Raw genomic sequence first — 13,738 nt, forward strand, 5'->3', positions numbered from 1 at the left:
GAGAACCGACTTCATGAGAAAAAGGAAAATACTTGTGAGTGCATATGGTTGTGAGCCAAATCGCGGTTCCGAAGCAGGCGTTGGATGGAACTGGGTTTTGCAGATGGCCAGGTATAATGAGCTGTTCATTATTACTCGCAGCAACGATAAAGACAAGATAGAGATGAATATTCCGGAACAACTTTTTGAAAATCTTCATTTTTATTATTACGACACTTGCAAACTGTTAAGGAAGGTAAAAAAACGAGAAAAAGGGCTTTATTTGTATTATTGGTTTTGGCAAATTGGAATTATTCGGTTAGTCAGAAGGTTAATAAGCGAACATAAATTTGATTATTCTATGCATTTAAGTTTTGGCAGTCTGTGGATGCCGACCTTTCTGCCATTTTTTAATGTCCCTTTTATCTGGGGACCACTTGGCGGCGCAGATGCTGTACCTGAGCAGATGATAAAGACTCTGCCTCTTAAGCAGCAACTCTTACAAAAATTCCGTTTTTTATTGGTTAGAACCACAAGGTTCAATCCACTTGTCTATATACCAAGCAGGAAAGCAGTGGCAATCCTCTGCAGAACGAAGCAAAATGTATTAGCAGTTCCGGGAAAATACCGCGACAAGACACAGGTAATATTAGAAACTGCTATGTCGGATGAAATATTTTCATTGAGGAAAGCCAATAAAAGGGAGGATAACTGTATTAGGATCATAACAGTTGGGAGACTCATACCGATCAAAAATATGAATATAGCTATAGATAGTATAAAGTACCTGCGTGACAGCCAAAGAAATATACATTTGACAATCATAGGTTCCGGCAGCGAGTATAAAAATATGAAAAAACGGATAAAAAATTGTGGCTTGGATGAAGACATTTCGATTATAGGAGAAATGCCCAGAAATGATGTTTTGGAAATAATGAGTATGTCAGATATTTTTATATTTCCCAGTCTGAAAGAAGGCGGTTCGTGGTCCTTAATGGAAGCAATGGCTCTTGGACTCCCGGTTATATGTTTGAAGTGGACGGGGATGGAGATTATCACCGACAACCAATGTGCGTTCCGCATTGATCCGCTATCTTACGATTATATTTTAAGAAAAACAGTGGAATATTTGGATACTCTCATTATAGACAAGCCGCTAAGGGAAAGAATGGGGGCGGCAGGCAGGCAGCGGATGTTACAAAAGTTTACCTGGGAGAGGAAGGGCGAGCAGATTGAAGATATATTAAAACTCATAGATAAAGGAGGTGTTGGATATAGTAAACTTCAATGACTTAAAAATCAGAAAAAGCGATTTTTGGGTTCTTTATCTTTTTTTACTATTTACAACAGAGCTTTGGGCGTTCAATTTATTTGGCGGCAATATGCGAATCTATTATTTTGTGAATTTTATCTTGTTTTGTTGCATGGGGCATGGATTTAAAAGATTAATTGATAATTGCATTATGCGAAATATGCTGCTTTTTTGTGGCATCCTGCTGGTGAGTAATATATTCAGCACAGATTTGAAAGGTTCTATGGCAGCAACGGTTTCTTTATTTCTCAATGTAATAGGAGCCTACATAATATATTTGGTATTAAACAGCGGAAAAATATCATTCACAAAATTTATGAAAGTTTTTGATCATGTTTTGCTGCTGTGTTTATTATTTGGACTGTTTGCCTTAGCCTTATTCCTTTTTACAGGATATAAACTGGCATTTACTGAAGTGGGTAAAACCCAGTTATCGCAATTCCAAATTGCCGGTTTCAGAACGGAAGCGAATACGCATGGTAAATTGGCCTGCTTTGCTGCGGCATATTCTATCCCCTTTATGTTGAGGGAGAATGCGAACGCAGAAAAGAAAATTCTTTTTTGCTCCTCTGTTCTTACTTTAGTAATTTCCCCGACCCGGGCGGCAACCTATGCTCTGCTCGCAGCGATCATTGTATTACTGACATTCTATATTAGGGAGGGGCAAAGTAATTTGGTGATGAAAAAAATTTTTGTAGCGCTCATGATAGGAGCAGTGATATACATATTTCTTTCCTGCAAAATTATAAAAATTGGCGGTTATTCTTTAGAAAAGTTACAGAATTTTTTTGTATTTGGTGCCAGCGAATTAAAGGAGGATGGGTCTGGGGGATTCAGATTGGAGGCAATTTCTTCCGGTCTTAAATTTTGGCTTCAAAGTCCTCTGACATTTTTATTTGGGGTAGGCTTTGGACAAACATATGCGTATTTGCAGGCGGGCGAGGTTTTTACAAGGACCGGAGGCACTGAATTTATAACGTTGCTTTCCGGAACAGGTGTTTTTACGGCGGCAGCCTGGATTATCACCGTATGGTATACATTTAAAATAATGGCAGGCACAGCTCACAGCTTAAAGAGAGACAATGAAGATTTTTTTGCAACAGTGGCTGAAAGTATGATGACAATTATTGTATATATTTTTACGATTGGTTTTACGAGTGGAACGATGTATGTTCCGGAGTGTTGGATTGCGTTTGGAATAGCTGCATATATACATTTTTGGAGGAAGGCATTTAAGGCAGAAAGGGGGAAAAATGAATAAAATAGAAGTAATCATTTTAAATTATAATAACAGCACTGACTGTAAAAAATGTATACAGTTTTTACGCAGGCAAGATTACCCTAATTTAAATATTATTTTGGTTGATAATGCCTCATCGAAAATTGGTGAAAGAGAAAATTTGGAGAAAATCAGCAGTGAATTTAACGTGGATCTGATATTATCCGAAGAAAATAAAGGCTATTCTGCTGGAAATAATATTGGCTTAAAAAAGGCGGTGATGTCAGGAGCCGACTGGTGTCTGATTATTAATCCGGACGTTGAACTGAGGGACAGAGCCTATATTTCTTATATGAGCAGCCAGTTTGAACAATGGCCGGAGGCCGCCGTCGCGGCCAGCAACATTATTTTACCGGATGGTACCAGACAGAATCCACAGAGAGAACCTGGGTTTTGGGAAGAATTTTTGTGGCCTGTGCAGGTGTTAAAGGCCAGGCTATTTAAAAATTTCAACTGGTACCTGATGCCGGACAGAACAGGGTATTGTGAAAAAGTTTCAGGATGCTGCTTTTTTATGAAAGCCGACTTTTTAGTTGATATTGGTTTTCTGGATGAAAATGTATTTATGTATTGCGAAGAAGCTATCTTAGCAAAACAGGTGAGGAAACATTGCCGCAAAGAATTATATATAAAGGAAATTACCGCGAATCATGAACATTTTGCGGGTGCAAAAGGAAACATAAATAAAAGGATGCGGATGAAAGTAAAGAGCCGGAATTACTATATAAGTAACTACAGCGAATTCAATACGATTCAAAAAATACTGGCCATCATGGAAAATTATGTGATGAGCCTGGGATTACATATAAATCAGCGATTTAAGAATAGAGTAAAAACGAATGAAAAACAGCATAAAATATAATTACATTTTAAATACATCTTACCAAATCCTGATTATGATAGTACCTTTAATAACCACCCCCTATATTTCAAGAGTTTTAGGAGCCGATGGTATCGGGATTTACAGTTATACGTATTCAATTGTTTCATATTTTGTTCTTGTGGCGGTTATGGGAACATCAACCTTTGGGCAACGGACCATTGCTTATTATCAGGAAGATAAGGAAAGAAGAAGCAGGGCTTTTTATGAAATCTTTATCTTCAGGGTTGTCTCCACATTGATCTGCATTACCATTTATTTCTTCTATTTATTTAAGTTTGTTCGGTCTAACAAAGAGATTGCAGTGATTCAATTGCTGTATCTGATTTCTGTCCTGTTTGATGTAACCTGGTTTTTTCAGGGATTAGAAGATTTCAGAACAATTGTTTTTAGAAATGCCTTGGTTAAAATAATAAACATTGTATTAATCTTTGCCCTGATAAAAACAGCGGAAGATGTGTGGAAATATACGCTGTTATTGTCACTGCTGACGTTAGTCGGTAATTTATCAATATGGATTTATCTGCCAAAGTATATACAAAAAATATCGGTTAAAACAGTAAAGCCATTTTCTGATTTCAAGGAAATACTTGCTCTGTTCATACCGGCCGTGGCAGTTCAGATATATACGGTTCTTGATAAAACGATGCTTGGCATATCTGCACCGTCATTAATGGAAAATGGTTATTACGAACAGACCGAAAAAATTGTCAGGCTGGCATTGGCAATAGTCACTTCTCTTGGAACCGTAATGATACCAAGGATCGCCAAAGTTTTTGCAGATAAAAATTATTCGCTTATGAAGGAATATCTGAAAGGCTCATTTCAATTCGTTTGGCTGTTGGGAATTCCTTTACTGTTTGGCATTGCAGGAACAGTGCGGATATTTGTCCCCGTATTTTTTGGCTTGGGTTTTGAAAAAATCAAGATATTGTTACCGGTATACAGCTTAATTATTATACCTGTTTCACTCAGCAATGTTATTGGCTGTCAATTTCTAATACCTACAAAACAAGAAAATATATATACATTTGCAGTTGTGCTTAGCGCGGTACTGAATTATATTTTAAACAGTTTTCTTATTCCACGGTTTCTTTCGTTAGGCGCAGCGGCGGCATCCGTATCGGCGGAATGTTTTGGCGCACTTTTTATGATTGTTTATACAGTAAAACGGGGGCAAATAGATTTAAAAGTTTTATTGATAAGCTCATGGAAAAATTGGCTATCTGCAATCGGCATGTTCGTTATTTTACTGCTGTTACAAAGGCAAATGTCCATTAAAATTAGCTCTTTGATAGTTCTAATCTCTGTGGGGATAGTAACCTACATTGCTTTTTTATTTCTACTAAAAGATGACTTTTTTATAAAGAATGTACACAGTTTGGTAAAAAAGCATAAATGGCGATAGATATTGATTGAATTAGCGGGAGATACAATTTGAAAGGGGAAGAAGTGAACTTACTTGACAAGATTGTATGCGTGGATGCAGAAGGCCGGTATTATTATGACATCATTAATTCATCAGGAAAAGAATGGCTGCTTAATGAAAAAGATTTAAAAACTGCTTTTGAAATATATCAACCCACAGCGCTTAGAGGGAGATTCTTGAAAAGAATATTTCCTTATGTACATCAATGGAAGGTTATTTCAAAGATATTAGGGGTAAAAAAGGAAAAAATCAGTTTAGAGAAAGACATTAAAAATTTTTTAGACAGCACTTTTGGCAAGGACTATGAGGTATCATACTTTGGAGGAACTCCATCGGTCCACCAGAAAGTTATATTACAGATTAGCCGGGAAAATGAAGTAAGGGCATACTGCAAGGTATCGGATAATAACGAAGTTGGTATATTGTTTGATAAAGAGTGTGATGCGTTAATGTATCTGAGGGAATGCGGTGTTAAAAATATCCCCAGGGTGATAGAAAGGAAAACACTCAATGGTTTAGAAATTTTTATTCAAAGTAATGTAAAGAAATCCTGCTTTCGTATTGAATATTCATTTTCTAAATATAGCCTTCATTTTTTACATACTTTATACAGTAAAACCAGAGTACAGATACGGTTTAATCAATCCGATTATGCCCAGATGCTCAACAACTTAAAATTGAATTGTCACAAGCTAAATGAAAAGAAAAAAGAAATAGTGGTTACCGCTATCAGTTATGTAGAAGACCGTTATAGAGAAAATTCATATGTTGAGTTTTCCTTTTATCACGGAGATTTTACACCGTGGAATACCGCAATATGCAAAAAAAAATTGTGTGCCTTTGATTTTGAATATTATAAAAAGACGTATCCTCCTTATCTTGACGCCTTCCATTTTTATGTTCAAACCGAGATATTTCTTCATCACAACAGTCCGGAACATATATTGAAAAAACGAAAAAGAATATTCAAAGTATTAGAATGTCTGGGCGTGGAAGTGGATTTTGCCTTTAAGTTATATTTACTTGAAATTATTAATTTATATCTGTCCAGAACAAACACCGATAATGAGGCGGAAATTAAAAATATGGAATTGAGGTTGAGGCTGCTTCAGGAATTAAACAAAACATGATTTAATGTGATGCTGATAAATATAGTTTATCGCAAGAATGAATGGATAGTATGGAGGATAAAGATTTATGATGAATAAGCCCGAGCGAAGAAAAACGCTAGTTTTAAGAACGAGGAAGACATTATGCACGCTGCGTCTCATCTCTCTTACGGCAGCTATGATATTTCTGGCAGCCACAAAAACATTAGCAGCAGATGGCTGGCGGCAGAATGGTGACGGACAGTGGTACTATTTGCAGGATGAGAAAAAAGCAGTAAATCAGTGGGTACAATGGCCGGATGGCAGCTGGCGGTTTGTAGATAGTAATGGCCGGGTTTCGGTAAATTGCTGGATTAATTTCGAGGGTGAGCGCTATTACGTCAGGGAAGACGGGAGGCGCTATGAGAATGCCTGGTTCTGCTTTGACAGTGTTCCGAATAATCCTTTGGATAAAGTGAATACAACGTGGTATTACGCTGGGGCAGACGGGGCCATTTTAAAGGACGGTTGGCACAAGATAGGAGAGAAAAACTTTTATTTTTATAGCGGCGGAAATTCACCCCAAAAAACATTTCTGACTTTGGAGGGAAAGCGCTATTATGTGGATGAGGAAGGCGCCCGCCAGGAAAATGGCTGGTTTACGCTGTCCGGTGTCAATTCACACGGCGCTTCCTATACCAACAGATATTATGCAGATAGTAATGGGGTTCTTCTGAGTAACGGCTGGTTTAACCTGGAAGGCAAGTATTATTATTTTTATCCGGGAGCCAACTCGCCGTGTAAGAGTTGGGTTAATATAGATGAGAAACGATATTATGTAGATGAGAATGGAGTCCGGCAGCAAAGCGGCTGGTTTGCCATCCACGGAATAAATGGGACTGGACAGGAGTATAAAAACTGGCATTACGCAGAACCGGACGGCGTGATTTTGAGAAATGGGTTTGCAAGGTTGGATGGAAAAACATATTATTTTGATCAAAATGGATTTTCTTTCCGAAAACGGTGGTTTGTAGATGACAGCGGGCAGCGTTATTATCTGGATGAAAATGGTGTACTCCAAAGTAATGGGTGGTTTAAGATTTCCAGTACGAACACTCAGACAGGGGTAATTACGGATAGCTGGTATCTTGCCGATGAGAATGGTGCGGTTTTCAAGGGGGGCTATCGTGAGGTGGAAGGGAAAACGTATTATTTTGATGTCAATGGAACGATGTATAAAAAACGGTGGCTGACAACAGAAAAAGGCGGAAGGCAGTATTTTGATGAAGACGGAGTCTTATGTAAAGATTCATGGTTTAGTATTGACGGGACAAGAGCGGATGGCACGGAGTACACCAACTGGTACCATACAGATAAAAATGGGAACATTCAAAAAAACGGATGGTATTCCATTGATGGCAAGGTCTATTACCTAAATGAAAGCGGGGATATGGCCACTAAATGGTTTGATGATAAGAAATATTATTTAGGCGAGGACGGAGCACTCCGCCATGGCTGGCAGTGGCTGGAAATTGAGGATGAATGGATTGACGACAATGACCGTGTTGCAGCTCATTTTGAAAAATTCGGAAAGCAAGCCTGGTTCTATTTTTCAGAGACCTCAGGCAGGAAAAGAGCGTGTACTTCTGGCACTTATACCGAGAGTGCGGTAGGAGGAGTAGATTATATCTTTGACACCTATGGGATTATGCAGAGGGGCTGGATAAGGATGAAAAACATATCACCATCAATTAAGGGCTTTCGTTATCTTTACACGGAAACTGGAGAGGGGCATGTTATAGGACAATTAGCCAAGAATGACTGGGTGAAAACAGTAGAGCCGGATGAGTTGGATGGACCGTCAGGAGAATTTTGGTACTACTTAAAAGGAAGCGGAGAACCCGTTTTTGCATCGGCAGGAAAATACGTGATAGAAAAAATCGACGGGAAAAGATATGCGTTTGATGCAGACGGTCATGCCAGAGCTGGCTTATTAGAAATTGAAAATGAAGTTTATTACTTTGGACCGGAGGATGGAAATCTGGCCGGTGTGGACGGATTTTGCACTATCGTAGAGCCGGAAACTGGAATGGTGGCTAAATATAGGTTCAGCTCAAATGGAAAAGGAATAACAGGTATTGAGGATGGATATTTTTACTATAAAGGAAAGCTCCAGACTGCTGAGAAAGGATCAAAATATGAAGTGTTTGATATTCCTGGAAAAGGACTGCGTGTAATTAGTGAATCAGGCAAAATGGTAAAAAACAAAAAGGTAAAAGACAGCGGTGGCTACGAATGGAAAGTTGGTTCTAATGGGAGAATTCTAGAATCTAATTCAAATGAAATTGCGGAAATTCAGGTTCCGGAGACAGAAGCGTATTCATCATAGGCGTATGCTGGAAGGACAAGTGTTTTTTTAGAGATAATAAAAAGTGCAATCGGGCTGTACTTTTTATTGGCAATGAAAGGTTTGCGGAGCGAGCGCTTTGTTGTTTATAGTAAAGCCTCAGGATAAGTCAATCAAAAAGGATGGGGCGGAGAGGAGGGATAGCGTTATATAATAGCAGAAAAGAGAGTATTGTACAGTGGGAAGTATTTGTTCAATACTCTCTTTTAAATGTAAAAAGTATTATTAGAAACAGTTTAGAATCAGGCTGTTATCTTCTAAAGTGCCTTTAAGATAATTTTATTATTGTTTTCCAGCTATTGATATGTAAACAGTCAAAAATATAATTTTGGTCGTACAAACAGGGGGGATTTTGCGCACTCAAAAGTCTTTTTATGTGGTACAATTATCAATAAGATCTCGCGATGAAACAGAGTATCATTGACAATGATAAAATCATAAGAAGGAGGGTGGTAAGAGTTGTCGGATTATATAAGTCCAATTTTGAAGCTAACCCATTCGTGCAATTATACATGCCGATTTTGCCGGTATGCGAATCATCCCAGCCCAAACAGGATGACAGTTGAAATGGTACAATCATATATTACAAAAGTAATCCAGTACAATTTATCGAACGACAGGCCAATTATTGTAATCATTTTCCACGGTGGTGAACCGCTTCTATGGGGATTACAAAACTTCAGGGAAATTATGGCTTTTGAAGAGATTTGTAAGGAAAAATATAATATAAAAATTGTGAATAGGATACAAACAAATGGTTTTCTTATATCAGACAAATGGATTAACCTTTTTAAAAAGTATAACTTTGAAGTCGGTATTAGCCTTGATGGGCCACTTTTTATGAATGCGCATTATGGAAAAAACGGTAATGATAATTCTATGGAAGCAGTACTGAATAATATAAGAAAGTTAAAAGATAACAGAATATCACACGGTATCTTGAGTGTTATTACTCAGCAGCACCTGGGACATGAAGAGGAGTTCTATAATTTTTGGAAGGAAGCGGGAATCACCAATCTTTGCCTGCGCTACTGTTACAATCCTGAGGATCAAGAGGTGATCGATGCGGAGTTATTGGGTGATTTTTTAATTCACCTATTTGATTTATACATTTTAGATGATGCAAAATGTAATATCCGAATCAGGGAGTTTGATGACGCAATCAGCAAGCTGTTTAATAATACATGTCGAATCTGCTCTAATGCCTGCCGGGAAAGATGTGGAAAATATTTGACGATAGACAGCAGCGGCATGGTTTATTTTTGTGATGAGCTGACCCTGGAAAACGGCGATTCACTGATCGGAAATTTAAATACGGACAGTATCGCAGAAGTGGTTGACAGTAAACATTATCATGATATATCTGAAAGCTGTAAGAGGATTCTCAAAGTGCGCTGCGAAAAATGTCCGGTATATCATATATGTGGAGGGGGATGCAGAAGGAATGATATAAACAGTGGGCAAAATAATTATTTTTGCAGGACATACATCAAATTTTATAAACATGTTGAGGAGGTTTACAGGGGTATCAAAAGAGAGATAATTTTTAAGGGGGACAAATGAAGATGCTGAATGATTATTATTTTGGTAAGGCAGACGGGTATGAGGAAGTTCGCACAGAGAATTATGATATAGATACATATTATTATGATAAAGGCATCGATTTGGTGAAAGATGAAATATTGATTCTATTTGGACGAAAAGGTAACGGTAAGACTTTTATTGCACAGAAAGCGATGAAGGATATTGCTCAAGCCGGGGGTGATGCATATTTCATACGATATCAAATGATTAAAAGAAAGATGCAATTATTAAATGTCAATATACCAAGGCTTATCGACTGGGAGATGGCAATAACATTTTTAATTTGTGAAGAGCTCATAGGTTGCGGTCTTATTTACGTTGAAGATCCAGAGGCATTATTGCCGTACGTAGCAGTGAAACAAAATACTCTCGGATTAAAGGGGATATTAAACAGAATTTCAGGAGAAGCCAGTCTTCCGCTCGGAATAAAGATGGCTTTTCGACCAGACGAAAAAAAATCAAAGGATAGTCCTGAGGTGCTTTGCGAAAAATTAATAACTGAGTTGATATCAATAGAAACAGACAAGAATATTTTATTCATTTTCGACGAATTTGATGAGCTTCTTTTTACTTCGGAAGAAAGGGAAGCGCTATCTTCTTTTATTGAAATGCTGAATAGTTATCCCAGAGAGCATAGAATTAAGAATGTAAAATTTGTGGTTCTGTTAAGAAACGATAAAATCGTGATGAAAGGAGCAGCGCAAAAAATTTTACTGGATAAGTCAACCACATTGAGTTGGACAAAAGATGATTTATATGAAATGCTGGACAAAAGATTAAAGGCAAATGGCATTACATTAGAACATATATTTGATAAAAATATAGCTATATATGATTATGATCCAATTAGTAAGGAAAAAGAGGTTAATAATAAACCATTCTGGGACTTTCTCATGGATTATACATTATATAGGCCCAGGGATCTTATTGAATTTTTAAACATTTGTACTAGTGGTGGTTTTAAGAAGTTAGAGCGGATAGGAACGTCCGATTTAAAAAAAGTCCTGAAGATATATTCCAAAGAATATTTTTTAAATGATATATGTGATGAACTATTAGCATTTTTTCAGAATAAGGACATAGAAAAAACACGAAGGATAATGTTGAATCTCTTTACAAAGCTATGTGATGTACCGGCAGACCGAGATAATAACTCGCACTACTGGATACTTTTGGAGGGTTTTAAATGCAGCCAGTTTTATGATATTGCTAAAGAAGAATTGCCGGAAAACTTTTCGAACGACGATATTATTAAGGAATTGTTCGAATACTTACTCAAAATCGGGTGTATTGGACAGCTTAAGAGAATAGGTACAGCTCCCGGCATTGGTGGAAAACTGCAATGGGGATTTACTTTCGAGGGGGCAACGGTAAATGTTTCTTCGGATGGCAGGTATATTTTGCACAAAGCGATAAGATACCTATTTATGGAAGAATTTATACAGGAGGGAGTTAATAAGAATGAAAAATGATATAGAGTGCCGCACTCCCTCAATAGTTGATTTAATTAGAGAAAGGGGGAGAAACTGCAATGGTGTAAATATTTTATTTGAAATTGTATTGAGAAACAATGAGAATTCTAATAATCAGAAGACTTATTATGATGCTTTTAACAGAGAGCCAGATCTCTATGATGATTCCTGGGGAGATTCCTGGTAAAAGTACAACGATGCTTTTTCGATTAATACATTCAAATTAGGATACAGAAAATGAATTGCAGAAAGACTGAAAAAGATATTGTCAAAAGAGAGAAACTATTTTTATTGACTCCGTCCTCCCAGTTCACTATAATAAATAAAATAACCAATTCGGACATTCAAAGCTCCCCAACAAGAGCCGCAGCCAAAATGAATAAAATCAAACAGACTGGTAAAAATTAGAAATATGACAATACGAAACAAAATGAAACTCTGGGGCTATATGCTCCAGGACATGAAAGAACCGGTAAGCTATCTGCCCCAGGCCGTCCTCATCGGCCTGGCGGCGGCCGCTGCCGGATTCTTTCTTTTATTCATAATAAAATGGATTAAAAAGGAGCCGCGTATCGGCCGGAACAGAACTGCAGGTGAAATCGCCCTGCATATTTGTGTGCTGTTTCTTTTTGCCGCTTACCTGACCGTCCTTCTTCAGGAAGCATTCTTTTCCCGTCCGCCCGGTTCCAGGACTTCCGTCGATATGGAACTGTTCGGTACTTGGGGGCACAGCCCGCAAGGCAATGCCTATGTAATAGAAAACGTCATTATGTTCATCCCCTGGGGAGTTCTTCTGCCCGTCCTCATCAGGCCGTTTGGCAGAGGCGCCGGAGCCTGGCTTTGCATTCTAAGCGGTTTTCTGGCAAGCGTATCGCTGGAGACAGCACAGTATCTGACGCAGAGAGGCCATTGCCAGCTGGACGATGTGGTAATGAACACACTGGGGACGCTGGCTGGATGGCTGATTTTCAAATTGTTGTCATGTATTCTATTCAGCCGCCGTTCCGTTTAAGATATCAGGCTAACATAATTGAATAAACGGAAAAGAGAGAGCAGGTAAAAACTAAAACAATCAAGTTTTTACCTGCTCTCTTTTGTATTACCGTCCATTTCCCCACAGCTCTCCCTGGACTTCTCAACCAATTCTTTAATATGCAGTATCGAGCCGCGGTCAAGGCGGTAATCGAAAGGTATAATAATCCCGCCATTTTCAGAAAAACGTTCCAAAGCCTGGCAGATTCCTTTGCGTCCGCTTCCGGCATAGTCGGCGTAAACAATTGCATAGTCGGCCTTTTGCAGTTGCCGCTTAATCGTCTCATCGTGATCTTCGTCGGTAAAATGGAGAACCGAAGGCAGATTGTCAAAGTCACGGAGCTGTTCCTGCATGATGTCACTGAAGGTCTGATTCCGACAGAGCGTAATGACGCGGCTTCCGGCCGGTATTTGGGCAATGCTGATGGCAGAATCCCTGGAAAGATCCATTGTTACCTGCTGCAGTCTCTCCAGACAGCCCGGCAGCAGTTGGGTAAGCAGCCGGAAGTGATTGGTGGTAGTGATGATAAGCTCGAAGCTGTCCCACAGGCGTGTGGGAGTTGCCGCCACATCGTTTAGCAGATATCCTGCAAAGCCGACTCCGTCGATTGGCTGAAGCTGCCGCTTGGCAGCCCATACGCACTCGTCGCAACAGTCAATCCGTGCAATGTTGACCGGATCAGCGGTTTGAGGGAGCCGTTTTAATTCATCCTGGAAAATTCCGAGCAGATCATCGGGATGAATCTGCAGATCACTGATTTTTTCCAACATGTTCCTGATCTCCCGGCGGATAAATTCAATCGAGTTTGCCGACATTTTGGAGGCGACAAAGGAGCCGCTGCCGCGTCTTGTCTCAATTTTACCCGATTCAAGCAGAAGGGCGTAAGCGGCTTTAATCGTGCCGCGGGCAATACCCGTATCCTGGCTTAACTGGCGCTCCGTAGGGAGCCGATCGCCGGGATGGAGCTGTTCTGTCCGGATCAGTTCGCTGATTTGCTGAGCCACCTGCTTATAGGCAGGGGACTTTTGTGATTTATCGATTGTGAGAGAAATGGCACAGCTCATATTTCAATTCTCCTTTTTTATAGATTATATTGCAGGCAGTTATAGAATGGTTGCTATTTTATAATGGAAACGATGACGTCAGAAGTATTTATCAAACGAATATTTATCGTTCAATTACTGATAGGTTTAAATATCAGGCAGTAAACTTATGCCAAAGATTTATGCCGGATAATGGCCATTGAATGCAGGTTCATCCGTGGATAAATAATCC

Annotated in this window: 11 protein-coding genes; 10 read left to right on the top strand and 1 reads right to left on the bottom strand. The window is 38.9% G+C overall.

The window, feature by feature from the left end:
- Positions 1 to 13: 13 nt before the first annotated feature.
- The 10 genes from V3C10_10555 (at position 14) to V3C10_10600 (ending at position 12,442) form a co-directional block, all read left to right on the top strand.
- On the top strand, positions 14 to 1,270 hold the full coding sequence (locus V3C10_10555; protein ID WVP64216.1) for a glycosyltransferase family 4 protein: 1,257 nt from the start codon (positions 14 to 16) through the stop codon (positions 1,268 to 1,270).
- The gene (locus tag V3C10_10560; protein ID WVP64217.1) at positions 1,248 to 2,552 is read left to right on the top strand and encodes an O-antigen ligase family protein; all 1,305 of its coding nucleotides are present in this window, start codon (positions 1,248 to 1,250) and stop codon (positions 2,550 to 2,552) included. The genes V3C10_10555 and V3C10_10560 overlap by 23 nt, the downstream gene beginning before the upstream one ends.
- The gene (locus V3C10_10565) at positions 2,545 to 3,432 is read left to right on the top strand and encodes a glycosyltransferase (protein WVP64218.1); all 888 of its coding nucleotides are present in this window, start codon (positions 2,545 to 2,547) and stop codon (positions 3,430 to 3,432) included. Before V3C10_10560 ends, V3C10_10565 begins: the two co-directional genes overlap by 8 nt.
- Positions 3,410 to 4,858: an oligosaccharide flippase family protein gene (locus tag V3C10_10570; GenBank protein ID WVP64219.1), complete on the top strand. Its 1,449-nt coding sequence runs from the start codon at positions 3,410 to 3,412 to the stop codon at positions 4,856 to 4,858. Before V3C10_10565 ends, V3C10_10570 begins: the two co-directional genes overlap by 23 nt.
- Before the next feature lie 29 nt (positions 4,859 to 4,887).
- The gene (locus V3C10_10575; protein WVP64220.1) at positions 4,888 to 6,009 is read left to right on the top strand and encodes a hypothetical protein; all 1,122 of its coding nucleotides are present in this window, start codon (positions 4,888 to 4,890) and stop codon (positions 6,007 to 6,009) included.
- 157 nt (positions 6,010 to 6,166) lie between these two features.
- Positions 6,167 to 8,356 (top strand): hypothetical protein, encoded by a 2,190-nt coding sequence (locus tag V3C10_10580; GenBank protein WVP64221.1) that lies wholly within the window; start codon positions 6,167 to 6,169, stop codon positions 8,354 to 8,356.
- Between the two features lie 501 nt (positions 8,357 to 8,857).
- The gene (locus tag V3C10_10585) at positions 8,858 to 9,937 is read left to right on the top strand and encodes a radical SAM protein (protein WVP64608.1); all 1,080 of its coding nucleotides are present in this window, start codon (positions 8,858 to 8,860) and stop codon (positions 9,935 to 9,937) included.
- Positions 9,934 to 11,430, top strand: a complete 1,497-nt coding sequence (locus V3C10_10590) for a hypothetical protein (GenBank protein ID WVP64222.1) — start codon at positions 9,934 to 9,936, stop codon at positions 11,428 to 11,430. The genes V3C10_10585 and V3C10_10590 overlap by 4 nt, the downstream gene beginning before the upstream one ends.
- A complete protein-coding gene (locus tag V3C10_10595) occupies positions 11,420 to 11,617 on the top strand; it encodes a hypothetical protein (GenBank protein WVP64223.1) in 198 nt (65 codons plus the stop codon). Before V3C10_10590 ends, V3C10_10595 begins: the two co-directional genes overlap by 11 nt.
- A 225-nt stretch (positions 11,618 to 11,842) precedes the next feature.
- Entirely contained in the window at positions 11,843 to 12,442 is a 600-nt protein-coding gene (locus V3C10_10600) for a VanZ family protein (protein ID WVP64224.1), read from the top strand.
- A 68-nt stretch (positions 12,443 to 12,510) separates the two neighbouring features.
- Here the strand turns inward: V3C10_10600 and V3C10_10605 are convergent, their stop codons facing one another.
- Positions 12,511 to 13,527: a GntR family transcriptional regulator gene (locus V3C10_10605; protein ID WVP64225.1), complete on the bottom strand. Its 1,017-nt coding sequence runs from the start codon at positions 13,525 to 13,527 to the stop codon at positions 12,511 to 12,513.
- Positions 13,528 to 13,738 lie beyond the last annotated feature (211 nt).

The organism is [Clostridium] symbiosum, assembly GCA_036419695.1.
Taxonomy (GTDB): Bacteria; Bacillota; Clostridia; order Lachnospirales; family Lachnospiraceae; genus Otoolea; species Otoolea symbiosa_A.